The sequence below is a fragment of the Variovorax sp. R-27 genome (assembly GCF_049913215.1).
In the GTDB taxonomy this organism is placed as follows: domain Bacteria; phylum Pseudomonadota; class Gammaproteobacteria; order Burkholderiales; family Burkholderiaceae_C; genus Variovorax.
Map to the genome: position 1 here is coordinate 6,443,575 of NZ_CP183984.1, position 23,900 is coordinate 6,467,474.

Annotated in this window: 24 protein-coding genes; 15 read left to right on the forward strand and 9 right to left on the reverse strand. The window is 68.0% G+C overall.

Translation table 11 applies throughout. From position 1 onward, the window contains the following. The first annotated feature begins 32 nt into the window (after positions 1 to 32). Both ACN9MV_RS30290 and gorA read left to right on the forward strand, forming a co-directional pair. The gene (locus tag ACN9MV_RS30290; RefSeq protein WP_426390655.1) at positions 33 to 2,006 is read left to right on the forward strand and encodes a DUF6600 domain-containing protein; all 1,974 of its coding nucleotides are present in this window, start codon (positions 33 to 35) and stop codon (positions 2,004 to 2,006) included. Positions 2,007 to 2,085: 79 nt separating this feature from the next. After that, a complete protein-coding gene (gene gorA, locus ACN9MV_RS30295; RefSeq protein ID WP_093179816.1) occupies positions 2,086 to 3,444 on the forward strand; it encodes a glutathione-disulfide reductase in 1,359 nt (452 codons plus the stop codon). Here gorA and ACN9MV_RS30300 read toward each other — a convergent pair. Together ACN9MV_RS30300 and ACN9MV_RS30305 are read right to left on the reverse strand one after the other, a co-directional pair. Continuing rightward, on the reverse strand, positions 3,441 to 4,349 hold the full coding sequence (locus ACN9MV_RS30300; protein WP_426390656.1) for a ketopantoate reductase family protein: 909 nt from the start codon (positions 4,347 to 4,349) through the stop codon (positions 3,441 to 3,443). The two genes, gorA and ACN9MV_RS30300, sit on opposite strands and share 4 nt — an antisense overlap. 28 nt (positions 4,350 to 4,377) lie before the next feature. Then, positions 4,378 to 5,292, reverse strand: a complete 915-nt coding sequence (locus ACN9MV_RS30305) for a LysR substrate-binding domain-containing protein (protein WP_093179812.1) — start codon at positions 5,290 to 5,292, stop codon at positions 4,378 to 4,380. Positions 5,293 to 5,458: 166 nt separating this feature from the next. Here ACN9MV_RS30305 and ACN9MV_RS30310 point away from each other — a divergent pair, with 166 nt between their 5' ends. The 8 genes from ACN9MV_RS30310 (at position 5,459) to ACN9MV_RS30345 (ending at position 13,515) form a co-directional block, all read left to right on the forward strand. Continuing rightward, on the forward strand, positions 5,459 to 6,244 hold the full coding sequence (locus ACN9MV_RS30310; RefSeq protein ID WP_093058692.1) for an ABC transporter permease: 786 nt from the start codon (positions 5,459 to 5,461) through the stop codon (positions 6,242 to 6,244). After that, positions 6,241 to 7,269, forward strand: coding sequence for an ABC transporter ATP-binding protein (locus tag ACN9MV_RS30315; RefSeq protein WP_426390657.1), 1,029 nt, complete (start codon positions 6,241 to 6,243; stop codon positions 7,267 to 7,269). Before ACN9MV_RS30310 ends, ACN9MV_RS30315 begins: the two co-directional genes overlap by 4 nt. A gap of 22 nt (positions 7,270 to 7,291) precedes the next feature. Further along, positions 7,292 to 8,380 (forward strand): extracellular solute-binding protein, encoded by a 1,089-nt coding sequence (locus tag ACN9MV_RS30320; protein ID WP_093179806.1) that lies wholly within the window; start codon positions 7,292 to 7,294, stop codon positions 8,378 to 8,380. A gap of 10 nt (positions 8,381 to 8,390) precedes the next feature. Then, positions 8,391 to 9,212, forward strand: a complete 822-nt coding sequence (locus ACN9MV_RS30325) for an ABC transporter permease (protein WP_093058689.1) — start codon at positions 8,391 to 8,393, stop codon at positions 9,210 to 9,212. Beyond that, on the forward strand, positions 9,163 to 9,711 hold the full coding sequence (locus tag ACN9MV_RS30330) for a TIGR00725 family protein (RefSeq protein WP_426390658.1): 549 nt from the start codon (positions 9,163 to 9,165) through the stop codon (positions 9,709 to 9,711). Before ACN9MV_RS30325 ends, ACN9MV_RS30330 begins: the two co-directional genes overlap by 50 nt. A 42-nt stretch (positions 9,712 to 9,753) precedes the next feature. Next, a complete protein-coding gene (locus ACN9MV_RS30335; RefSeq protein ID WP_426390659.1) occupies positions 9,754 to 11,271 on the forward strand; it encodes an AMP nucleosidase in 1,518 nt (505 codons plus the stop codon). A 125-nt stretch (positions 11,272 to 11,396) separates the two neighbouring features. Beyond that, a complete protein-coding gene (locus ACN9MV_RS30340) occupies positions 11,397 to 12,407 on the forward strand; it encodes a Bug family tripartite tricarboxylate transporter substrate binding protein (RefSeq protein ID WP_176928987.1) in 1,011 nt (336 codons plus the stop codon). Positions 12,408 to 12,507: 100 nt separating this feature from the next. Next, positions 12,508 to 13,515, forward strand: a complete 1,008-nt coding sequence (locus ACN9MV_RS30345; protein WP_426390660.1) for a Bug family tripartite tricarboxylate transporter substrate binding protein — start codon at positions 12,508 to 12,510, stop codon at positions 13,513 to 13,515. 12 nt (positions 13,516 to 13,527) lie between these two features. Here ACN9MV_RS30345 and ACN9MV_RS30350 read toward each other — a convergent pair whose 3' ends face one another. Next, a complete protein-coding gene (locus tag ACN9MV_RS30350; RefSeq protein ID WP_093058685.1) occupies positions 13,528 to 14,220 on the reverse strand; it encodes an ArsR/SmtB family transcription factor in 693 nt (230 codons plus the stop codon). Between the two features lie 82 nt (positions 14,221 to 14,302). Between ACN9MV_RS30350 and ACN9MV_RS30355 the strand changes: the two genes are divergently transcribed. Next, positions 14,303 to 15,481, forward strand: coding sequence for a cytochrome P450 (locus ACN9MV_RS30355; protein ID WP_426390661.1), 1,179 nt, complete (start codon positions 14,303 to 14,305; stop codon positions 15,479 to 15,481). On the opposite strand, the gene ACN9MV_RS30360 is transcribed toward ACN9MV_RS30355, so the two are convergent. Both ACN9MV_RS30360 and ACN9MV_RS30365 read right to left on the reverse strand, forming a co-directional pair. Then, on the reverse strand, positions 15,439 to 16,431 hold the full coding sequence (locus ACN9MV_RS30360; RefSeq protein WP_426390662.1) for a pyridoxamine 5'-phosphate oxidase family protein: 993 nt from the start codon (positions 16,429 to 16,431) through the stop codon (positions 15,439 to 15,441). The two genes, ACN9MV_RS30355 and ACN9MV_RS30360, sit on opposite strands and share 43 nt — an antisense overlap. Next, positions 16,428 to 17,087, reverse strand: coding sequence for a glutathione S-transferase family protein (locus ACN9MV_RS30365; protein WP_426390663.1), 660 nt, complete (start codon positions 17,085 to 17,087; stop codon positions 16,428 to 16,430). Before ACN9MV_RS30365 ends, ACN9MV_RS30360 begins: the two co-directional genes overlap by 4 nt. A 117-nt stretch (positions 17,088 to 17,204) precedes the next feature. On the opposite strand from ACN9MV_RS30365, the gene ACN9MV_RS30370 reads away from it, so the two are divergent. After that, entirely contained in the window at positions 17,205 to 18,095 is an 891-nt protein-coding gene (locus ACN9MV_RS30370; protein ID WP_426390664.1) for a LysR family transcriptional regulator, read from the forward strand. Here the strand turns inward: ACN9MV_RS30370 and ACN9MV_RS30375 are convergent. From ACN9MV_RS30375 to ACN9MV_RS30385, 3 genes are read right to left on the reverse strand one after another with little or no spacing between them, the layout of a single operon-like run. Continuing rightward, positions 18,092 to 18,691, reverse strand: a complete 600-nt coding sequence (locus ACN9MV_RS30375) for a hypothetical protein (RefSeq protein ID WP_256331048.1) — start codon at positions 18,689 to 18,691, stop codon at positions 18,092 to 18,094. The genes ACN9MV_RS30370 and ACN9MV_RS30375 overlap by 4 nt on opposite strands. After that, a complete protein-coding gene (locus ACN9MV_RS30380) occupies positions 18,688 to 19,311 on the reverse strand; it encodes a hypothetical protein (RefSeq protein WP_426390665.1) in 624 nt (207 codons plus the stop codon). The genes ACN9MV_RS30375 and ACN9MV_RS30380 overlap by 4 nt, the downstream gene beginning before the upstream one ends. Before the next feature lie 50 nt (positions 19,312 to 19,361). Continuing rightward, positions 19,362 to 20,204, reverse strand: coding sequence for a hypothetical protein (locus tag ACN9MV_RS30385; protein ID WP_426390666.1), 843 nt, complete (start codon positions 20,202 to 20,204; stop codon positions 19,362 to 19,364). Positions 20,205 to 20,330: 126 nt separating this feature from the next. Between ACN9MV_RS30385 and ACN9MV_RS30390 the strand changes: the two genes are divergently transcribed. Continuing rightward, on the forward strand, positions 20,331 to 21,281 hold the full coding sequence (locus ACN9MV_RS30390; protein ID WP_307616927.1) for an ATP-binding cassette domain-containing protein: 951 nt from the start codon (positions 20,331 to 20,333) through the stop codon (positions 21,279 to 21,281). 3 nt (positions 21,282 to 21,284) lie between these two features. Then, positions 21,285 to 22,130, forward strand: coding sequence for an ABC transporter permease (locus ACN9MV_RS30395; protein ID WP_426390667.1), 846 nt, complete (start codon positions 21,285 to 21,287; stop codon positions 22,128 to 22,130). Here ACN9MV_RS30395 and ACN9MV_RS30400 read toward each other — a convergent pair. Continuing rightward, the gene (locus ACN9MV_RS30400; RefSeq protein ID WP_426390668.1) at positions 22,120 to 23,172 is read right to left on the reverse strand and encodes a MerR family transcriptional regulator; all 1,053 of its coding nucleotides are present in this window, start codon (positions 23,170 to 23,172) and stop codon (positions 22,120 to 22,122) included. The two genes, ACN9MV_RS30395 and ACN9MV_RS30400, sit on opposite strands and share 11 nt — an antisense overlap. A 194-nt stretch (positions 23,173 to 23,366) precedes the next feature. Between ACN9MV_RS30400 and ACN9MV_RS30405 the strand changes: the two genes are divergently transcribed. Further along, positions 23,367 to 23,822: a MarR family winged helix-turn-helix transcriptional regulator gene (locus ACN9MV_RS30405; RefSeq protein WP_093080987.1), complete on the forward strand. Its 456-nt coding sequence runs from the start codon at positions 23,367 to 23,369 to the stop codon at positions 23,820 to 23,822. Positions 23,823 to 23,900: the final 78 nt, after the last annotated feature.

Genomic DNA, 23,900 nt, shown 5'->3' on the forward strand with positions numbered 1-23,900 from the left:
TCGCATCGTCCCGAGGATCAGAGAACAACGCCATGAGCCAACCCGCCATTTCCATGCTTTCCGCCCCGCGCCGATGGCTGCTCGGCCTGGCGCTGCTGTGCGTCGGCCTCGCGGCCAGCGCGCAGCAAGACCCGCCGGGCCGCGTCGCCCGCCTCAACTTCCAGCAGGGCACGGTGAGCTTCGCGCCTGCCGGCGAAGACAGCTGGTACGACGCGCAGCCCAACCGCCCCATCACCACCGGTGACCGCCTCTGGACCGACCGCAACGCGCGGGCCGAGCTGTACATCGGCTCGGCGGCACTGCGGCTCGACGGGCAGACGCATGTGGAGTTTTCCGAACTCGACGACGACACGGCGCGCATCACCTCGAACCAGGGCAACCTCCAGCTGCGCGTGCGCGACGATCTGGCGGGCCAGCGCGTCGAGGTCGACACCGGCAATCTCGCGGTGGTGATCGACGAGCCGGGCGAATACCGCATCGCATCCGATCCGGCCGCCGGCACCACCTGGGTGGCGGTGGCCTCGGGCCGCGTCACGCTCTACGGCGACAACGGCCAATCTCAATCGCTGGGCGCGCGGCAGCAGCTCACCGTGTCGGGCCGCGACCTTTCGGCCGTGGGCGGGGCGCCGCAGCAGACCGGCGGTTTTGAAGCCTGGGTGGCCGAGCGCAACCGCCTCGAAGACCAGTCGGTCTCCGCGCGCTATGTGTCGCGCGAGGTGGTCGGCTACCAGCAGCTCGACAACTACGGCGACTGGCAAAGCGACGCCACCTATGGCGACGTCTGGTTCCCGCGCAACGTCGATGCCGACTGGGCGCCGTACCGCGACGGCCAGTGGGTCAATGTCGCGCCTTGGGGGCTGACCTGGGTCGACGCCGCGCCGTGGGGCTTCGCGCCCTTCCACTACGGCCGCTGGGCGCGCGTGGGTCCGCGCTGGGGCTGGGTGCCGGGGCGGCCGAACGGGCGGCCGGTGTATTCGCCCGCGCTGGTGGGCTTCGTGGGTGGCGGTGCCAATGCTGGCGTGCAGATCGGCAACGGCCGCAACGGCGTGGGCTGGTTCCCGCTGGCCCCGGGCGAGCAATGGCGCCCTGGCTACCACGCGAGCCAGCGCTATGTGGACCAGGTGAACCGCATGGCCATCTACAACCGGCAGGCCCGCAACGACTTCTATGCCAACCAGCAGATGCCGGGCGCCGTGACTGTGCTGCCCGCCGACCGTTTCGGCCGCGGCTCTTTCGGGCGGCGCGACCTGGTGCGGCTGCCGGACGACCGCTTCTCGCGCGGGCCGGTGGCGCCCACGCCGGGCATCGCCATCAACGGCTTCGGCGGCGGCTTCGGCCGGCCCGCCGCGGTGATGCCGCCGGCGGCGGCGCTGATGGCGCGGCAGCAGCAGGTCCAGTTCCAGCAGGCGCAACAGCAGCAGTTGATGCAGCAGCGCGCAGCGCAGGCCGCACAGATTCAACAACAGCAGCAACTGCAGCAACAACAGCAGATGGAATGGCAGCGCCAGCAGGGCGGGCGTCAGCAACAGGAATGGCGCCAACAGCAGGATTGGCGGGCGCAACAAGACTGGCGCCAGCGCGGCGAGCAGGAGCGCTGGCAACAGCAACAGCAGCAACAACAACTGCAGGTCCAGCAGCAACAGGCGCTGCGTCAACAGCAGGAAATGCAGCAGCGTGCCGCACAAGCCCAAGCCCAGCAGCAGCAACAGTTGCTTCAACAACAGCAAATGCAGCAGATGCAGCTCCAGCAACAGCGCGCGGCCCAACAGCAGGCCTTGGCCCAGCAACAGATGCTCCGCCAGCAACAGGAAATGCAGTTGCGCGCCGCGCAGGCGCAGCAGCAGGTGCAGGCCCAGCAGCAGGCCCAGCAGAACGCAATGCGCCAGGCGCAGGAGGCCCAGCTGCGCGCGCTCCAGCAGCAGCGCGGCATCGCACCCCAACCGCAGCCGCAAGGCCAACGCAGCGACGATCCGCGCAAGCTCTGGACCTCGCCGGACTCGCGCTGAGAACGCCCCACCGCAAGCCCCGCTGAAAGCGCTGCCTTCGCCCCGCCGCTACAGTCGGCGGCCAAGGAGCAAGCCTTTCATGCCCACATTCGACTTCGATCTCTTCGTCATCGGCGGCGGCAGCGGGGGCGTTCGCGCCGCTCGCATGGCGGCGCACACCGGCGCCCGCGTCGCCATCGCAGAGGCCGCCGAACTCGGCGGCACCTGCGTCAACGTGGGCTGCATTCCCAAGAAGCTCTACAGCTATGCGGCCGGCTATGCCGAGTCTTTCGAGGAAGCCGCGGGCTACGGCTGGAAGCTGCATGGGGCGCCGCAGTTCGACTGGGCGCACCTGAAGGCGCAGCGCGCAAAAGAGATCACGCGGCTCAACGGCATCTATGCCTCGCTGCTGAAGAACTCGGGCGTCACGCTCGTCACCGGATGGGCGCAGCTGGTCGATGCCCACACGGTGGAAATCGACGGCCGGCGCCACACCGCGCGCCACCTGCTGGTGGCCACCGGCGGCACGCCCTTCGTGCCCGACATTCCGGGCCGCGAGCACATCGTGACCTCCGACGCGATGTTCGACCTCGACCCGTTCCCCAAGCGCCTGCTGGTGGTGGGCGGCGGCTACATTGCCTGTGAATTCGCATCGATCTTCAACGGGCTGGGTTCCAAGGTCACGCAGCTGCACCGCCGCGCGCACCTGCTCACCGGCTTCGACGACGACGTGCGGCAGTTCCTGGCGAACGAGATGGGCAAGGCCGGCGTCGACATCCGGCTGAACTGCGAAGCCGCCTCGGTCACGCGCGGGCCGCACGGACTCACGGTCACGCTGGCGCGCGGCCAGCAGATCGAGGCCGACACGGTGCTCTTTGCCACCGGCCGCGTGCCCAACACGCAGGGGCTCGGCCTCGAAGCAGCGGGCGTGAAGCTCGACGAGCGCGGCGCGATCGCGGTCGATGCGCACTACCGCAGCTCGGTGCCGTCGATCTACGCGGTGGGCGATGTGTCCACGCGCGTGCAGCTCACGCCGGTGGCACTGGCCGAGGCGATGGTGGTGGTCGACGAGCTCTTCGGCAAAGGCAAGCGCCGGCTCGACTACGAATTCATTCCCACTGCCGTATTCACGCACCCGAACATCGGCACCTGCGGCTACAGCGAGCTCGACGCACGCGCGAAGTTCGGCGAGGTGACGGTGTTCTCGAGCGAATTCAAGTCGCTGCGCCACACGCTGTCGGGCCGCAGCGAGCGCACGTTCATGAAGCTGATCGTGGACAAGGCGAGCGACCGCGTGGTGGGCCTGCACATGGTGGGCGCGGACGCGGGCGAAGTGGTGCAGGGCTTTGCGGTGGCGATGCGTGCGGGTGCGACGAAGGCGATCTTCGACAGCACCGTGGGCATTCACCCGACGGCCGCTGAAGAATTTGTGACGATGCGCGAGCCGATGCCCGGCTAGGCGCGCACCGCCTGCTGCTTGCCCTCGAGCAGCTTCACCATCACGAACAGTACGCGATTGGCCGGCGTGGGCACGCCCAGCGCCTCGCCGCGCCGTACGACCAGCCCGTTGAGGTGGTCGATCTCGCTGAGCTTGCCGCGCGCGAGGTCTTGCGCGGTCGACGAATACTGCGAGGGCATGCTCTGCGCGATGCCGCGCACGGCGGCGTCGGTATCGCCGGGCACTTCGACGCCTTCGGCCTTCGCAACCGCGAAGCACTCGGCCACCACGTCACGGATCACGTCGGTCACGCCCGGGCCCTTCGCGAGCACGCCGTAGGGCAGCTGCGTGACGGCCGAGAGCGCGTTGTAGGCGCAGTTGAGGATCAGCTTGGCCCACAGCGAGCCGCGCACGTTGCCCGAGATCTGCGTGGGCACGCCGGCGGCAACGAGTTGCTGCGCGACCTGTTCGCTCATGCGCGAGGGCGCGATCACCAGTTCGCCGCGCCCGTGGTGCTTCACGTGGCCCGGCCCCGCCATCTCGGTCGCCACGTAGACGACCGCCGCGGCAACCTCGTTCGCCGGCAGCACCGAGCGCACGCGCTCGTCGTTGTCGACGCCGTTCTGCAAGGTGAGCACCAGAGCACCGGGCGCGAGATGCGGCTTGATCTGCGCGGCGGCCACTTCGCTGTCGGTCGACTTCACGCAGAACAGCACGAGGTCCGCGCCCTGCACCGCATCGGCTTCGGTGCTCGCAGCCACCTTCACGAATTCGTCGAAGGCCTTGGTCTCCAGCCGGAGCCCCTTGGCGTTGACGGCCTCTACGTGCGAAGGCCGCCCCACCAGCACCACCTCATGCCCGGCGCGCGCCAGCATGGCTCCGTAGTAGCAGCCGACTGCGCCGGCGCCCATGACTGCGACTTTCATCGGTTCGATTCCTTGGTTGTCGCGGCGATCATGCCTCGGTCTCCACGCCGCGCGATTTCAGACCTTCGTCCAGCAGCCATTCGCGAAACGCCGCGAAGGCCGGCAGGTCGAGCCGGTCGGGCCGGTAGCAGAGGTAGTGACCCTGGTTCACGCTCACCGGCGTGCCGCACGGGCTCAGCAGCGAGCCTTCGGCGAGTTCTTCCTGCACCAGCAGCTTCGGCACGAGGCCGATGCCCAGCCCGTTGAGCGCCGCCTGTATCAGCGCCGAATACTGCGCGAAGCGCGGGCCGGCCACGATCTGCACTTCGGGCACGCCGTGCTGCGCGGCCCATTGGCGCCAGGCGCTGGGCGCACCCTCGTGATGCAGCAGCGTGTGGCCGACGATGTCGGCGGGCTGCGCGATGCGGTGCCGCCCCTCGACCAGCGAGCGCGCCACGATCAACACGAACTCGCGCCCCGCGATGTATTCGGACACCACGCCGGGCCAGCCGTCGGGGCCGTATCGGATCGCGGCGTCCACGCCCGCCGGAATGCCGTCGCTCGGCTCCAGGTGACGGCTGAAGCTCAGCATCACGTGGCGGCTCTTCTGGCTGAAGGCGGGCAGGCGCGGGATCAGCCACTTGGTAAGGAAGGTGGGCACGCTTGCCAGCGTGAGCAGCCCGGCGCCCGCGTCGCCCGAGCGCGCCTCGAAAGTCGCTGTTTCTATGGCGCGCAGGCCGCCCGAGATCTTCTGCCAGTACACGCGCCCCTGCGGCGTGAGCTGCACGCCGCGCCCGTTCTTCTGCAGCAGCTCGCGGCCGAGGAAGGCCTCAAGCCCCGCGATCTGCTTGCTGACAGCGCTCACGGTGATGCACAGGGCGCCGGCCGCCAGCGTGATGCTCTGGTGGCGCGCCACGGCGTCGAAGGCCAGCAGCTCCTGGATGGTGGGGCAGTCGCGCTTCATGCATGGCTCCGCTTCGTGAAAGCTGCATGAAAAACGCTTTCCGATTGCTCAAGTGTCGTCATCCAACTTTCACCCATAAGTACGCATGCGGTTCCTAGAATTCGAGGCAACGCGGCGGCATGCTCGGCGCGGACAGTAGCGCATCCGGAAAGTATGCCGGGTGTCCATGACATTGGAGACAACCTTGATCCGCGGCATCTCGCTCATCTACGGCCTGTACCTGCTGCTGCCCATCGCCCTGCTGCTGGTAGGCAGCGTGGGCGGCAACTGGACCAACACGCTGCTGCCCACGGGCATCACGGGGCAGTGGTATGTCGACCTCTGGCTCGACACCTCCTTTCGCAAGGCCTTCGTGAGCAGCCTCGTGGTGGCAATGGCTGCCTGCGCCATCAACACCGTGCTGGCGCTGCCGCTGGCCTATGCGCTGTATCACGGCGCGCGGCGCGGCGGCAGCCTGGCGGCGCGCATCGTGAGCGCCACGCCGGTGGCGGTGCCGGCCATTACGCTGGCCTTCGGCTACATGATCGTGTTCAACACCGACCTCGCGCCCTGGCTGGGCTCGATGCCGCTGCTGATCGCGGCGCACGCGATCCTCACCCTGCCCTACCTCACCAACACGCTGCTCACCGACCTGCGCCACCTCGACCTTGGCCGGCTCGAACAGGCAGCCGCCACGCTCGGCGCCTCGGGCTGGCAGCAGTTCACGGGCATCGTGCTGCCGAGCCTGCGGCAGAGCCTGATCAGCGGGCTGGTGATGGTCGCTGCCATTTCGGTGGGCGAGTTCGGCGTGTCGAACCTGCTCACGAGCTTCCAGAACCGCACCTACCCGGTGGTGCTGCTGCAGGCCTTCTACGGCGCCACGGGCTTTGCCTGCGCGGCCACGGTGATCCTTCTTGTGCTGGCCAGTGCGTCGGCGCTTCTTTCTTCTTCCCTTGTAAAGCAGCGCACATGAGTCTTCTGTTCGACAACGTCAGCTACAACTACCCCGGCAGCACGCACGGCCTGCACGACGTGTCGCTCGACGTACGCACCGGCGAGCTCGTGGCGGTGATCGGGCCCAGCGGCTCGGGCAAGTCGACGCTGCTCAAGCTGGTGGCGGGCCTGGAGACGGGCCACACCGGCCGCATCATGCTCGGCGGCGAAGACATGTCGCGCACGCCGGTGCACCAGCGCCACATCGGCATGGTGTTCCAGAGCTATGCGCTCTTTCCGCACTTGAGCGTGCTCGACAACGTGGCCTACGGGCTCAAGCTGCGCAAGCTGGCAACGGCCGAGCGGCGCAAGCGCGCGCAGGAGTTGCTCGACATCGTGGGGCTGGGCGACTTCTCGCAGCGCGCCGTGGCACAGCTCTCGGGCGGGCAGCAGCAGCGTGTGGCCCTTGCCCGCGCGCTGGCCATCGACCCGCGCGCCCTGCTGCTCGACGAGCCCCTGTCGGCCCTCGACGCCAGCGTGCGCGGCCATCTGCGCGACCAGATCCGCTCGATACAGCAACGCTTCAACGCCACCACGCTGCTGGTCACGCACGACCAGGAAGAAGCGCTGGTGATGGCCGACCGCGTGGCCATGCTGAAAGACGGCCGGCTGCTGCAGATCGCCACGCCGCGCGAGATCTACGAGAACCCCGCGAGCCGCGCGGTGGCCGAGTTCGTCGGGCTCTCGACGATCCTGCCCGCGAAGGTGGCCTCGCCGGGCCGGCTGGACCTGGGCTTTGCCGAAGTCTTCGCCGACACCGGCCACCGCCCCTTCGGCACCGCGCTGCACGTGCTGGTGCGCCCCGAACACATCCGGCCCGACCCGGCGCCCGACGCCGTGAACCGCCTCGCGGGCCGCACCGGCGCGCAGCGCTACCTGGGTGCGCTCACGCGCTACGACTTCGAGGTGCCGGGTGCGGGCAAGCCATTCCTTGCCGAGTCGGCAGCGCCGGCTGCAGAAGCCATCGCCATCGCGCCCGAACACCTTCGTTTACTTGACCACTGACCCTTTCCTTCAAGGAGCCACCATGCAACGCAGACATCTGATCCAGGCCGCCGGCGCACTGCCCGCACTGTCATTGGCAACCCTCGCGGCACGCACCGCCTTCGCCTTCGACGGCCCCGAGCTCTACGCAGGCGAGAAGGCGCTGTACGCCGAGGCTCAGAAGGAAGGCCTGTGCGTCTCCTTCGACACCGGCCCCGAATGGGCCAACTGGAAGTCGCTGTTCCGCGACTTCAAGAAGCGCTATCCCGAGATCGAGCTGACCTACAACGACATCGGCTCCGCCGCCACCGTGGTCGCGCTCGAGAAGACCAAGCGCCGCCCGCAGGCCGACACCGCCTACTACTTCGCCGCCTCGGCCGTCGACGCCGCGAAGAAGGACGTGGTCGCGCCCTTCAAGCCTGTCAACTTCGACAAGCTGCCGCCCGTGTTCCGCGAGGCCGAGGGCCGCTGGTTCACCATCCACACGCTCAACATCGCCTTCCTGGTCAACAAGAAGCTGGTGAAGACCGTGCCCACCGGCTGGGCCGATCTGCTCAAGCCGGAGTTCAAGAGCACGGTGGTTTACCTCGACCCGCGCTCCACCGGTATCGGCCAGGTACTGACCTTTGCAGCGGCCTACGCCAACGGCGGAAGCGTCGACAACGTGCAGCCCGGCACCGACTACCTCGGCAAGCTGCATTCGGCCGGCAATGTGCTGCGCGTGGAAGGCACAACGCCGTACGCCAAGTTCCTGAAAGGCGAGATCCCGGTGTGGATCAGCTACGAGAACGACGGCCTCAAGGCCAAGCACGTCGATGGCATGGGCGACGCGGTGGAAGTCGTGATCCCGAAGGAAGCCAGCGTGGCCGCACCCTACGCCATCAGCCTCGTGAAGAACGGCCCGAACCCGAACGCCGGCAAGCTGTGGCTCAACTTCATCATGAGCGAGGCAGGCCAGTCGCTGTTCGCGCAGGGCTTCGTGCGGCCCGCCGTGCCGGGCACGCCGCTGAGCGCCGACGTGGCGGCCAAGATGCCGGCCGCGCCGCAGATCAAGCCGCTCGACGTGGTGAAGGCCTCCGAGCGCAAGGCCGAAGTCGACAAGCTCTGGGCGCAGGCCGCGCTGGGCAAGTAAGCAGGCCGTGATGCGACGCTTTGGCGCCTGGCCCGCATGGGCCTTCATGGCGCTTTTCTTCGCGGTGCCGCTCGCAGCGCTGCTGCCCGAAGCCTTCGCCGAGGGCGGCAGCGCCTTCGGGCGGCTGTTCGGCAACCCGCTGTTCCTGGGCGCGCTGCGCAATACGTTGGGCCTCGGCCTCGCGGCGGGCGCGATCTCGGCGCTGGTGGGCACCTGCATCGCCATCGAACTGGCACGCCAGCCCGAAGGCCGACGCCAATGGATGATGACCTTGCTGGGCTTGCCGCTGGCCTTCTCGGGGCTGGTGATTGCCTACGGCTTCATCCTGGCCTTCGGCCGCGCGGGCTTCGTGACGCAGCTGCTCGCGGGCCTCGGCGGTGACCCGGCCGCCATCGGCAGCTGGATCTACAGCGTGTCGGGCCTGGGCTTTGCCTATGCCTACTACCTGATCCCGCGCGTGGCGCTGTCGCTGTACCCGGTGTTCGCCAACCTCGACCTGCGCCCGGCGCAGGCGGCGCGCACCTTGGGCGCTTCGAAAGCGCGTGCCTTCTGGGACACGGTGGTGCCCGAGGTGATGCCCTCGGTGCTGTCGAACGCCTGCATGGTGGCCGCGATCGCGATGGGCACCTACGGCACGGCGCTGGCATTGGTGGGCACGCAGCTCAACATCCTGCCGCTGATGCTGCTCGCGCAGGTGGGCGACGGCGGTTCCGATTTCGCGGTGGCGGCGGCCTTGTCGCTGGTACTGATGGTGGTGTGTGTGATCGTGATGGGAGTGGGCGATGTCTTTACGCGAAGGCGCGAGCGTGGTGCTGTCGGCGCCAGTCACTGAGGCGCTGGCGCGCCTCGCGCAGAAGCAGCGGGGGCCCGAGCGCTACCGCCAGCCCGTGGCCATCATCGGCCCGGGTGACGGCGGCCCGGCCGAATGCGAGGCTGCCCACGCGGTGGCGCATGCGCTGGCCGGCGCGGGCATGTCCGTGGTCTGCGGCGGGCGCGGCGGCGTGATGGCCGCGGCCTCGCGCGGAGCCGTGGAGGCCGGCGGCATCGTCGTGGGCATCCTGCCCGAGGACGACGACCGCAACGCCAACGAATGGCTCAGCGTGGCCATCCCCACGGGCATGGGCGAGATGCGCAACGGCATCGTCGCGCGCAGCGGCGTGTGCCTGGTCGCCATCGGCGGCAACATGGGCACGCTGTCAGAGATGGCGCTGGGGCTCAAGTGGGGCAAGCCGGTGTTCGTGATGCATGGCGATGTGGCATTGCCCGGCGCGGTGCAGGCCACCGATGTAGAAGACATGCTCACAAAAGTGCTCGCCTGCCTGCTGGCATGACTGCCCCCGGCTGAAGCGGCGGCCGCATTGCACAATGCCGTCATGCCCTACATGCCCACCTTTGTCGCTCCCGCCCGCTTCACCGATGCCGCCGCTGCACTCGAACAGGTCAAGGCCATCTACCAGGGCGGCCTCGCCCATCTGCGCGAATCGATGCTGCGCTTCGTTGCCGGCGAGGCGCTGCCGGGCCGGGTGCGGGCCTGCTACCCCTTCGTGCGGGTGCACACGCACACCGTCTCGCGCCACACGCCGCCGGCCAACGCTGGTCTGAGCTACGGCTTCGTGGCTGGCCCCGGCCGCTACGAGACCACGCTGACGCGGCCCGATTTGTTCTCGCGCTATTACCTCGACCAGTTCCGCCTGCTGCTCGAAAACCATCAGGTCGAGCTCGAGGTAGGCACCAGCACACAGCCCATTCCCATCCACTTCTCCTTTGCCGAGAACGACCACATCGAAGGCACCATGAGCGCCGAGCGCCGCGCCCTCATGCGCGACGTGTTCGACCTGCCCGACCTGGGCGTGATGGACGACGGCATCGCCAACGGCACCTACGAGGCGCGCGACGGCGAGGCGCAGCCGCTGTCGCTCTTCACGGCCGCGCGGGTGGACTACTCGCTGCACCGCCTGCGCCACTACTCGGGCACTGCGCCCGAGTGGTTCCAGAACTTCGTGCTGTTCACCAACTACCAGTTCTACATCGACGAGTTCGTGCGCCTGGGCCACGAGGCCATGGCCGACGAGAACAGCGAGTACGTCGCCTTCATCGAGCCCGGCAACGTTGTCACGCGCCGGCGCGGGCTGCCGGCCGGTTCGAGCGCCACCTACGGCCACCTGCTCGACGGCAGCCAGGGCACCGCGCCGCCGCGCCTGCCGCAGATGCCGGCCTACCACCTCGTGCGCGAAGACTGCAGCGGCACCACCATGGTCAACATCGGCGTCGGCCCGGCCAATGCCAAGACCATCACCGACCACGTCGCCGTGCTGCGCCCGCATGCGTGGATGATGCTGGGCCACTGCGCCGGCCTGCGCAACACGCAGCAGCTCGGCGACTACGTGCTGGCCCACGCCTACGTGCGCGAAGACCACGTGCTCGACGAAGAGCTGCCGCTGTGGGTGCCGATTCCGGCGCTGTCGGAAATCCAGCTCGCGCTGGAGAAGGCCGTGGCCGACGTCACGCGCTACGAGGGGCCCGACCTGAAGAAGATCATGCGCACAGGCACCGTGGCCAGCACCGACAACCGCAACTGGGAACTGCTGCCCGGCAACCAGCCGCAGCGCCGCTTCAGCCAGAGCCGCGCGGTGGCGCTCGACATGGAAAGCGCGACCATCGCGGCCAACGGCTTCCGGTTTCGCGTGCCCTACGGCACCCTGCTGTGCGTGAGCGACAAGCCGCTGCACGGCGAGATCAAGCTGCCCGGCATGGCCAACCACTTCTACCGCGAGCGCGTGGAGCAGCACCTGCGCATCGGCATGCGGGCCATCGAGATCCTGCGCGAAGAGGGCTCGACGCGGCTGCACAGCCGCAAGCTGCGCAGCTTTGCCGAGGTGGCGTTCCAGTAAGAAGAAGGGCTTCCGGAGGGCCCCGACAGAGGTCGGGCCCTCAGGGTTTGTCCTGCCCGCCATCGCGCGGGATTGCGCCGTTTCGCGGACATCATCCGGTTTACCCCACAGCAACCGGAAAGAAGATGACCCAGTCGCGTTCCGTTCCCCTCTCCCGCCGCAGCTTCTCTGCATGGATCGCGGCCTCGGCCGCAGCCGCTGGCGCAGGACATGCCGCACTGTGGCCGCGCACCGCCTCCGCCGCCGACGCACCCGTGAGCAGCAAGCTGCGCATCGTGATTCCCGCCAATGAAGGCGGCGGCTGGGACCAGACGGGTCGCGCGCTCGGCGCCGCGATGCTGGCGTCCGGCGCGGTCGGCAGCGTGGTGTACGAGAACATCGGCGGCAAGGGCGGCACCATCGGACTGGCGAAGTACGTCGAGAAATACGATGCGGACCCCGACACCCTGCTGATGAGCGGCATGGTCATGGTCGGCGCGGTCGCGCTGCAGAAGCCCGCCGTGACGATGGCCAACATGGCGCCGATCGCACGCCTCACCAGCGACTACGAGGTGGTGGCGGTGAAGGCCGATTCGCCCATCAAGACGCCGAAGGATTTGATCGCACAGCTGCGCGCCGATGCAGCCAACACCGTCATCGCGGGCGGCTCGGCCGGCGGCGTGGACCACATGTACGCAGGCATGCTGGCGCGCGTGGCCGACGCTTCGCAGTCGCTGGTCTACCAGGCGCACCCCGGCGGCGCCGAAGTGGTCGAGGCGCTGGCAACCGGCAAGGCCGCAGCCGGCATCTCCGGCTACAGCGAGTTCAGCGAGGGCCTGGCCAGCGGCAAGCTGCGCGCCATCGGCGTGTCGTCGAAGCGGCCGTTCCAGGGCATCGCCTCGGTGCGCGAGCAGGGCGTGGAAGCCGACCTTGCCAACTGGCGCGGCGTGCTCACCGGCCGCAAGGTGCCGCCGTACCGCAAGGCGGCGCTGCTGACGGTGGTGCGGCGCGCCACCGCCACCGATGTGTGGCAAAAAGCCATCAAACAGAACAACTGGGACCCCTTCTGGATGGAGGGCAAGGATTTCGAGAATTTCCTCGAAACCGACACCGCAATGGCCGGCCCGCTGATCTATCTGCTCAAGCTGAAAGCCTGAGAGCGCCCGCTCCTGCGGGTTTTCCCTAGGCCACGAAGGCAAGGGATTGACACGTTTTTCGGACATCATCCGGTTACTTTTACAGGGAACTGGAAACAAAATGTCGCATTTCGTGCCGACCGGCCTCTCTCGCCGCAGCCTTGCGGCATGGATCGCATCGACAGCTGCCGCGGGCGCAATGCCCGCAGCGCTCTGGCCCACGATGGCCAGCGCGGCCGAACCGCAGCTCGCCACCAAGCTGCGCATCGTCATTCCCGCCAATGAAGGCGGTGGCTGGGACCAGACCGGCCGCGCCCTCGGCGCCGCGATGATCGCGTCGGGCGCGGTGGGCGACATCAGCTACGAGAACATCGGCGGCAAGGGCGGCACCATCGGCCTGGCGAAGTACGTCGAGAAATACGACGCCGACCCCGACACCCTGCTGATGAGCGGCATGGTCATGGTCGGCGCGGTGGCGCTGCAGAAGCCCGCCGTCACGATGGCGCAGGTCGCGCCGGTGGCACGGCTCACCAGCGACTACGAAGTGGTGGCGGTGAAGGCCGACTCGCCCATCAAGACCCCGAAGGACCTGATCGCGCAGCTGCGCGCCGATGCTGCAAAGACGGTCATCGCGGGCGGCTCGGCCGGCGGCGTGGACCACATGTACGCCGGCATGCTGGCGCGTGTGGCCGGCAACGCGGGGGCTCTGGTCTACCTGCCGCACCCCGGCGGCGCACAGGTGGTCGAGGCGCTCGAAACGGGCAAGGCGGCCGCCGGCATCTCGGGCTACAGCGAATTCAGCGATCACCTGGCCAGCGGCAAGCTGCGCGCCATCGGCGTGTCGTCGAAGCGGCCATTCCTGGGCATTCCGTCGGTGCGTGAACAGGGCGTGGACGCCGACCTCGCCAACTGGCGCGGCGTGCTCACCGGCAAGAAGGTCCCGGTCGAGCGCAAGGCCGTGCTGCTCGAAGCCGTGCGCCGCGCCACCACGGCCGATGTCTGGCAGAAGACCATCAAGCGCAACAACTGGGACGCGTACTGGATGGCGGGCAAGGACTTCGAGAGCTTCCTCGATCTCGATACGGCGATGGCCGGGCCGTTGATCTATCTGCTCAAGCTGAAGGCCTGATCGCTCGAAGCATCACGCGAAAAGCTCGGGCATTTCGCGCTGCGCCTTCGGCGTGAGCGTGAGCGCCCGCCCGTCGAGCTCCTGCCTCACCCATCCGCGGCGCAGCGACAGCTGCAGCCATGCAGCGCCCAGCGCACCGCCCAGGTGCGGACGGCGCTCGCTCCAGTCGAGGCAGGCGCAGGCAAAGCGGCGGCGCGAGCGCCGCACCGCATCGACCTCCACGCCCAGGCTCTCCAGCGCGATCGCGCCTTCGGACGTGAGTTCGTACGAGCCGCTCTGCAGGCCGCTGAGCCAGCCCTGCGCATGCAGCCTGTCGTGCAGCGCGACACCCGCCGTGCCCGCCATGTGGTCGTAGCAGGTGCGCGCGCTGCGCAGGCGGCTCGGCGTGTTCGGCTTGAACTCTGGCGTGCGCGGCGCGCCGGCCACCACCATCAGGCTTTCGAGCGCGGCGGCGACGTCGTCGTTGGCGAGGCGGAAGTAGCGGTGCTTGCCCTGCACCAGCAGATCGACCAGCCGTTCGTCCTTCAGGCGCGCGAGGTGCGCGCTGGCGGTCGATGCGGCCACTTCGGCCACGGTGGCGAGCTCGGTGGCAGTGCGCGCGTGGCCGTCCATCAGGCAGCTCAACATGCGGGCGCGCGCCGGTTCGGCGATGGCGCCGGCCAGGCGGGCCAATTGGAAATCGGCGGATGAAGCAGTGGTGTCCATGCGCCCATCGTAAGACGGCGGCGCATCCGACACTTCGTTCGCGGACGAAGTGTGGCGGCGGCTTCGATCGCACACTGACGCCATGAACGAAAGCAACAGCCCCACTCTTGCCGACATGCCCACCGACCCGGTCGCGGCCGTCACGCATGCCGATCCCTATCCGTACTACACCGCCCTTCGCGACGGGCCACCGCTCGCTTGGAACGAGAAGCTGCGGCTCTGGGTCGCGAGCCGCGCGGACGTGATCGAAGAGGTGCTGCTCGCGCACGGTGCGTTGCGTGTACGGCCGACCGCCGAGCCGGTGCCCCGCGCCATCGTGGGCAGTGCGGCCGGCGAGGTTTTCGGCCATCTGGTGCGCATGAACGACGGCGTGGCGCACCAGGCGCACCGGCCCGCGCTGCAACGCGCACTGGCCGGGCTCGATCTGAACGCGGTGCACGCGGCAGCCCTGCAGATAGCGCTGCGGGTTCCGCAGCAGCAGCCGCTGTCCGACGCGCTGTTCTCGATGCCTGTGCAGGCCGTCGCGCACCTGCTGGGTTTTGCCGACGACGCGCTGCCGCAGGTGGACCGGTGGATGCGCGACTTCGTGGCCTGCCTGTCGCCGTTGTCCACGCCCGAGCAGTTGCAGCGTGCGAGCGCCGCGGCGGGCGAATTGATGACGCGCTTTGAAGTTCTGGTGGCAAGCGAGTCGCCACGGCACGGCACGCTGCTCGCCGCCGTGCTCGCCGAAAGTGCGGGCGACGCAACGCTGTCACGCTCGCTGCTGGCGAACGTGGCCGGCCTGCTGTCCCAGACCTGCGATGCAACGGCGGGCCTGGTTGGCAACAGCCTGATCGCGTTGATGCGCGAGCCTTCGCTGCGCACGTCGACTCACACGCGCGATGGCCTGCAGGCCATCGTCGAAGAAACGGCGCGGCATGATCCGTCAGTGCACAACACACGGCGCTTTGCCGCCGAAGCCGTCACCATCGCCGGCACACCGCTGGCCCCAGGCGATGCGGTGCTGGTGCTGCTGGCGTCGGCCAATCGCGACGCGGCGTTCAACCCCGACCCCGACGGCTTCATGCTCGTGCGCGCCCGTCGCCGTATGCTCGGCTTCGGCCACGGCATGCATGCGTGTCCCGGCCAGGCCTTGGCATGCACGCTGGCAGCGGCCAGCCTCGACGCCCTGCTGCGTCGCGCGCCCGACCTCGATGCGCAACGCCTGCGCGGCTGGAGCTACCGGCCGTCGGTCAACGGGCGCATTCCCGTATTCCACTGACCCGTGCCCGCCAGGTGAGGCGACAGCTGCGCATCGCCCCAGCGAAGCGGCAACGCCGCCGGGCGACGCAAGGCATGCGTGACGTGGAAGCGCATCAGCCGCTCCGCGCCCTCGAATTCAGCCACCTCGGGCCCGTCCCAAACGATCTCTGCCGTGACCGCCACGTGCAGCAGATCGCCGCTGTCGAAGTCGACGAACAGCAGCCCCGCGCGCGGATGCGCCGCCAGGTTGCCGAGCGTGTTGAAGAAGCGGTTGCCGTTGAAGTCCGGTACGGTGAGCACGTCATCGCCGTCGACGCGCACGAAGCCAGGGCGACCGCCGCGGTGCGACACATCGACGCCGTGCGAACTCGCATCGGCCTCGTCGCCCGCCGCAACCTCGTTCGGATAGGCGGTGGCGATGAACAACGTGTCGGCACTGCCGATAAGGCGATGCGCCGCAAGGTCGAGCTTGTCGAGCCATTGCGCCTGCGGCGCCGCATCGGCACGCGGCGAAACGAACACCGGCTCGCGCGCCTGGATGTAGCGCGGGCAGTTGCCGAAGCTCTGCTGCACAGCGACCATGAAACCCGCGTCATCGAGCGCCTCGACCGTGCCGTTCATGCGGTTGCGCCGCCGCGTATGCGGCTGGATGCCGAGCAGGCCCAGCGTGGCGCCCTGCTTCAACTGGCCAACGAGCGGATCGCCCGACACGGGCAGCGCATCGACGCGCAGGTGCGTGGCATCTGGTGAATGCGCGAAGCCGGCAGGTGCCGCGAGCACGCTGGCCCAGGGCTGCAGCTCCGCATCGAGGCTGCCGACCACGAGGAACGGCAGCAGCCCGAAGAACTCGCGGTGCTGGTCGGGCATGTAGTCGCGAATGACGCGCGGCCCGGCCACCTCCATCTGCTCGCGCGAGCCCGCCAGGGCCTGCAACGCCCGCTCGCCCGCGTGGAAGGGCGCGGCGATCATGCGACCGCCGCAAGCCCGATGGGCGTGCGCACCATTGGTACGAAGCCCGGCAAGGCTTCCACGCGCTCAAGCCAGCCGCGCACGTTCGGGTAGGTATCGAGCGCCACGCTGCCTTCGGGCGCATGCGCCACATAGGCGTAGTTCGCGATGTCGGCCAGCGTGGCGGCGGGACCGGCAAGGAAGGGCTGCTGCTGCAGGTGCATCTCCATCACCGAGAGCAACGCATGCGAGCGCTTGACGGTCTCCGTCGGGTCGGTGGTGTGGCCGAACAGCGCCATGATCCGCGCGGCCGCCGGGCCGTACGCCAGCGGCCCCGCCGCCACCGAGAACCAGCGCTGCACGCGCGCCGCACCGACGGCATCGCGCGGCATCCAGCGCGCGGGGTCGGGTGCATAACGCTCGTTGAGGTAGACCAGGATGGCGTTGGAATCGGCCAGCGTAAGGTCGCCGTCCTCGATCACCGGCACCTGGCCGAAGGGGTTGCGCGCCAGGAACTCCGGCGCGCGGTTGTCGCGCTTGCGCATGTCGATCTCGACGTTCTCGAAGGGCAGGCCGAGCATCGTGAGGAACAGCCGCACGCGATGCACGTGGCCGGAGAGCGTGGTGCCGTAGAGCTTGATGGGCTGGGCGGGGCGATTGGCGACTGCGGCGTTCATGGAGGCGTTCCTTTTTCGAGATGGCTGGGACAGTGCCTCGATTCTTCTCTCTTGCGCCGAATGAATGAATAGCCATTCCTGTATTTGACTACTGCGTTTTCCGGTTTAATCGCCCCCATGGATCGTTTCAAGGCCATGCAGACCTTCGTGCAGATTGCCGACCAGGGCAGCCTGACCCGCGCCGCCGAGGCGCTCGGCACCTCGCTGCCCGCGGTAGTGCGCTCGCTCGCCGCGCTGGAGGCACACCTGGGCGTGCGCCTGTTCCACCGCACCACGCGCCGCCTTTCGCTCACAGAGGAAGGCCGTCACTACCTGTCGAGCGCACGCGAGGTGCTGCTCGCGGCCGACGCCGCCGACCTCGCGTTGAAGGCCGAGGCGCGCGAGCCGGCGGGCCAGCTCACCATCACCGCGCCGGTGCTCTTCGGCCACATGTACGTGGCGCCGGCCATCGTGCGCTTCATGCAGCGCTACGAAAAAGTGCGCTGCAGCGTGCGGCTGTACGACCGCACCGTGAGCCTGCTCGAAGAGGGCATCGACGTGGGCATTCGCATCAGCCCGCTGGAAGATTCGTCGCTGGTGGCGCAGACGCTGGGCACCATCCGCCGCGTGGTGGCCGTGAGCCCCGACTACCTGGCGCGGCACGGCACGCCAACGCATCCACGCGACCTGAACGGCGCGCCCTGCGTGCGAGGCCGCGTCGACGCGCCGGCGCAGTGGCTGTTCCACGAAGGCGGCAAGATGATCAGCGTCACGCCGAACAATCGCCTGGAGTTCAATCACCTTGCGCCGGCCATCGAGTCGTGCGCAGCGGGCATGGGCTTCGGCACCTTCTTCTCGTACCAGGTGATGCCGCACGTGGCGCAGGGACGGCTGAAGCTGGTGCTGGAAGACTTCGAGCCGCCGCCGCGGCCGGTGAGCGTGATCTATCCCAATGCGCGGCTGCTGCCCGCGCGCACGCGGGCGTTCATCGAGTGGATGAAGATGGAGTTCAGCGGGCTCAGGCTCTAGGTGCAGCTGTCATTGCAGCTGCAGTTGCGGGGCAATTCGCGGCTGTCGAGCAGGCAGATTTCCGAGTCCTGCTTCAGCACCGGCCAGCCGTCGCGCTCGAGCTGTCCGGTCACGGCCGATACGCGCGACGTGAATTCCTCCAGGGATTCGCAGCTGCGCAGCGTCACGAAGCAGGTGCAGGCTTCCTCACGCAGGCTGTCTCGCGACAACTGCGCGCCGTGCGCCTCGCACAGCTGCTGCAGCGCAGACATGTCGCACTGTTGCTGGCGCAGCTTGCCGCGCCACTCGAAATACTGGCCGTCGCAGTCGAGCTGGTCGGCGTCCTGCACAGGCGCATCGACCTTCACGCCCAGCACTGCCATGCCCGCCCGCGCCAGCCATTGCGCCAGCGCCATCGCTTCGGCCTTGGCTTCTTCGAGATCGGCGCGCAACCAGGCGGTAGCCGAGAGCTGCCGATTTCGCTCGCCGCCGTTGTCGCGGTGATGGTCGATCAGCAGCGGCCGCAGCCCGATCTGCTCGCACACCGCGACAAAGAACGGGATCTGCGATTCGTGCGGCACATCGCAGGTCAGGTGAAGTTCCAGCCTGCTCTTCATGGCACGACCACCGGCGCAGGCAAAGGCAGGCCATCGCAGAGCGCGGCGGCATCGCTCGCCATGCCGCGCACCGCCTCTTCGAGGCCGAGATTCAGCACCGACATGAACTCGCCATTGGCGCTGGCCCAGTTGGTGCGCGTGCCCATGCCGTGGTACTGGCGCAAGACAGTCTCGCCGCCGGGCAGGCGGTAGTTCACCTTGAGCACGACGTGCGAAACCAGGTTCAGATCGACCGACCACGCGTGGGCCAGGCGCAGGGCCACGTCCGCAGTCACCTGCCTGGCACCGGCGCTCGCGGGCGGTGCGCCCAGCACCGCCTGGAACCCGTAGCGGCTCGTCGATTGCAGCGCGCCGCGCGTCCATCCGGTGGCATCGCCGCTGCGCAGCGACTGCACGGACCGGGGCGTGGCGTGCACAGTCGGCAGCATCACGGTGAGGTTGCCGGCATTGGCCTTGTTGCTGCGCGCATCTTCGATCGACGGCAGGTACAGCGTGCAGCCGCGCGCGAGTCGCAGCGACACGGCCGGCACGCTGTTGGGGCGTTCGGCCGGCTCGGGCGCGGGCTCGAAAATCATGGGGAGCGGCTCGCTCTCGGTGACGGCATGCGAGAGAGTGGGCATGGCGCAGAGTATGGCCAGAGTGGTGGCGATGGCAAGTCCTTGGCGTGGCCTCATGGGGCGGTGTTCCTGACCGAATACATGGCGCCGTCCTGGTCGCGGAACAGCACGCGGCCGGGCTGCTCGTCGAAGCTCTGGCCGGCCAGTGTCACCCACGAACCGTTGACATTGAATCGCGCAGTCTTAACGCTACCTGAACGGGCGCCGGCAATGTCCAGCGCGACCGCATGCAGGGTCTGTGCCATCGACTCGCGCATCACGCCGCGCAGCACCTTCCCGTCGTTCGCGGTGAGCCTTCGCAGCACGGCAGCGCGCGCGGTGCCGCCGATGGGCGTCTGGAAGATGGCAGAGGCGCGGTAGCTCGGCTCGCTGCGGCCGTCCTGCCAGAGCAGGGCCGAGGTGCGCGTGGTGAAGGCACCGAGGCCTGGCTCCAGCGCGTATTGCAGCAACAGCACCATGTAGGCGGGGCCAGTCTTCGTGGCAGCGATGCGGGCCTCCTGCTCGGCCTTCAGCGGCATCGCCGCGAGCACCTGCGAGGAGCGGATCTTCAGCGGGAACGAGCTCGGCTCGGCAAGCAGCGTGGTCAGCGCCTTGCCCGCCTCCACGCGGTAGTCGTAGTCGAGCAGCGGGCCGACGATGGCCTGCACTTCGGCGCTCATCTCCTTCTGGCGCGTTTGCTGCACCGACGAGTCGATCAGCGCGCCGATCAGCCCGCCGCCGGTGGCCGCGCTCACGCCCGGGGGCTGCGCGGAGAACATGAAGCTCTCCTGCGCGACGACGACGCGTACGTCGACTTCCTGGACCTTGTTGCGGTCCGCAGCCGCCAGGGGCCGATGAAAAGGTGCGCAGGCGCTGAGCAGCAGCGCAGCCGACAGCACCAACCAGAAACGCAGCATCCTTGGGCCTCCCACCGCGCAATGCAACTGGGCGTCGATTGTGAGGCCGCCGGGGCGTGGTTCGACTCGGGTTATCGAGGGCTTGGAGCGCCCGTGATTTTCAGGTGACTGCGTCAGAATGGTTGTGTGCCGCCCACATCCTCTTCCCCTTCCCCCGCACCTCTCTTTCACGCCAGCCACTTGCGCAAGCGCTATGGCGACACCACGGTCGTCGACGACTTGTCGTTCGAGATCGCGCCCGGCGAATGCCTGGGCGTGATCGGCCCGAACGGCGCGGGCAAGACCACCACCATCCGCATGTGCCTGGGCCTCACCGCGCCCGACGGCGGCGACATCTCCGCACTCGGGCTGCAGATGCCGCGCGACGCACTGGCCATCAAGGCGCAACTGGGCGTGGTCACGCAGTTCGACACGCTCGACCCGGATTTCAGCTGCGCCGAGAACCTCGTGGTGTACGGCCGCTACTTCGGCTTCAGCAAGGCGCATGTGCGCGCACGCGTGCCGCAGCTGCTGGAGTTCGCGGCGCTGTCGCACAAGGCCGATGCGAAGCCGGGCGAGCTCTCGGGCGGCATGCGGCGGCGGCTGTCGCTGGCGCGTGCGCTGGTCAACGACCCGAAGCTGCTGCTGCTCGACGAACCGACCACCGGGCTCGACCCCCAGGCGCGGCACCTGATGTGGGAACGGCTGCAGGTGCTGCTGCAGCAGGGCAAGTCGATCTTGCTGACCACGCACTTCATGGACGAGGCCGAGCGCCTGTGCTCGCGCCTGCTGGTGCTCGACCATGGCCGCAAGATCGCCGAAGGCCGCCCGCGCGATCTGATCGCCGAGCACCTGGAGCCCGACGTGGTCGAGGTGTATGGCAACGGCGCGCTGTCGCTGGCCGAATCGCCCGAGCTGAAGGCGATGGCGGCACGCGTGGAAGTCAGTGGGGAGACGGTGTTCTTCTACACGCAGGACGCGCGGCGGCTGCTCGATGCGCTGACGCAGCACAGCGGCCTGCGCACCTTTCATCGGCCGGCGAATCTGGAGGACCTGTTCCTCAAGCTCACCGGCCGCCAGATTCGCGAGGACGGCTAGATCATGAACATGACGACAACGACGACCGCACCGATTGCAGCGACCGCGCCTCCTTCGCCTTCAGTGTGGCGCCCGCCCGAAATCTCGCTGCGCTGGTGGCCCGTGTTTTTGCGCAACCTGCTGGTGTGGCGCAAGCTCGCCATCCCCAGCCTGATCGGAAACATCGCCGAACCGCTGATCTGGCTCGTGGCCTTCGGCTACGGCATGGGCGCGCTTGTGGGGCAGGTGTCGGTCGACGGCGTGAAGGTGCCCTACATCCTGTTCCTGGCGAGCGGGTCGATCTGCATGAGCGCGATGAACGCGGCGAGCTTCGAGGCGCTGTATTCGGCGTTCTCGCGCATGCACGTGCAGAAGACATGGGACGGCATCATGAACGCGCCCGTCGGGCTCGACGACATCGTGATGGCCGAGATGCTGTGGGCGGCGTTCAAGTCGATCTTCACCGTGACGGCCATCTTGTTCGTGATGCTCGGGCTGGGCATCAGCCACAGCCCGAAGCTCATCGTTGCGTGGATGGTGCTGATCGGGGCGGGCATCACCTTCTCGTCGATCGCGCTGATCTTCAATGCGCTGGCGAAGGGCTACGACTTCTTCACGTACTACTTCACGCTGTTCATGACGCCGATGATGTTCCTGAGCGGCGTGTTCTTTCCGCTCGAACAGCTGCCCTCCGCAGTCAAGGCCGTGGCGGCGTGGCTGCCCCTGACGAATGCGGTGGCGCTGGTGCGGCCGCTTTTCATGGACCAGTGGCCGACCGACTGGTGGCTGCATGCGGCGGTGCTGGCGGTATATGCGGTAGTGGCGTTCTGGATTGCGTTGGCGTTGACGCGCAAGCGGTTCAAGGGGTGAGGCTGGGTCTCTTCATCACCTGCAGCTGCATGACTCCCGCGGTCCGGGCTCGCACTTCAGGCGAAGCCAGGCAAGTGGCAACCGCCTCGTAGCCAGGCGCGCCGGGATAGGGCGTCACCTGGGTCGGCGGGCTGTGGTTGGCGGGGCAGAGGATGATGGTTTCGTCCGGGCCGACGGCAGTCAGGTCGAGAATGGCGCAGGAGCGGGTGAGCATGAAGAGGGGCCGCACGCCGGGCCCGCGGCGGCGCAGCCAGGCAATCAATGCCTCCTGGGTTGCGTGGTCGAGGCCTTGTTCGATCATGTCGATGACCAAAGCATCCGGCCAATCGGCCTGCAGCCCCGCGAGCAATGCGATCAAGGCATCCGACGGCGTGGCGCCGTCTTCCACGAGCCAGGTCAGGGCTTCGTCGACGCGGGACCTCAGCAGGGGATCGCCATCCAGCCGCGACTTTGCTGCTGCCACCTCGTCATCTTCAAGCCTCTCCAGACCCAGCATGGCGGCGTTGGGCAGTGCATTGGCGAGGCACTGCGCCAGCCGGGTCTTGCCACTGCCTAGCGGACCAATGATGTAGTTCAGGGAGCGGATGTCGCGAAGCTCGAAGAGCTCCCCGCCCCATGGCCACGGCAGTTCGAATGCGATGCGGACCTCTGCAGCAGGTGCCAGCAGGCCGGTGAGTTCGCCGATGCTCGGCGTCCGGCCTTGCGCCAGTTCGCTTCGCAAGCCACGGACCTTGTCGACCGTGCGAGCAAGCTGGCGAAGCTGCGCTTCCAGCGCTGTCTGGTGCGCCGCCAGCGTTGGCTCCAGTCCCTGGGAATTGCCTTCCAGCGCCCGCTCCACCTGCGCAAGGCTGAAGCCGAGCGCGCGAAGCGCGACGATCTCGGCTGCCCGGGCCATCTCCTTCTGACCATACGCCCGCCACCCCGCCGCGGTACGACCAGGCTCCACCAACCCGCGCTGCTCATAGAGCCGCAAGGCCTTGGCCGAAACACCGAGCCGCCTCGCGGCTTCGGATGGACTGAAAGAGCGAGCGGTGGATTGCATGAAGAGAACCTTTTTCGACGTTCTTCCCTTTTTAAGGGCTGCCCCAGGGGCCGGGTCAACAGGCGGACATGAAAGTTGGATTCACTGGCCTTGCAGGTTCAGAATGCCCGTTCCCGGCAGACTGTAGCCTCCGTTGAAACCAACGCTTGCAAATTAGATTGCACACAATCTAATTGCTCGCTACAATTCAGCTCATGCGCTCCACCCCAGTCCCCGCCGACGAAATGCTCAAGCTGGACAACCAGCTGTGTTTCGCCGTGTACTCCGCCTCCCTGGCCATGACGCGGCTCTACAAGCCGGTGCTGGAAAAGCTGCAGCTCACCTACCCCCAATACCTCGTGATGCTCGCCCTCTGGGAGCAAGACGGCCTCATGGTCTCCGAGCTCGGCGAGAAGCTCTCGCTCGACTCGGGCACGCTCACGCCGCTGCTCAAGCGCCTCGAAGCCAACGGCTACGTGGCCCGTGTGCGCGACGTGACCGACGAGCGCCGCGTGCACATCACGCTGACAGCTGCCGGCCGCAGGCTCAAGAGCCGCGCATCCAACGTGCCGGCCTGCCTGATGGCCGCCACCGAATGCTCGGTGCCCGAACTGATTTCGCTCACCCAGCAGATCCAGACCCTGCGCGACCGCATCAAGAAGGCAGCCTGACGCAGCGCAACATTTTTCTCCCGCTTCGGTCGATCCCATCAAGAGAGAACGAAGCCTTTCACCAACCTCCCTCCACTT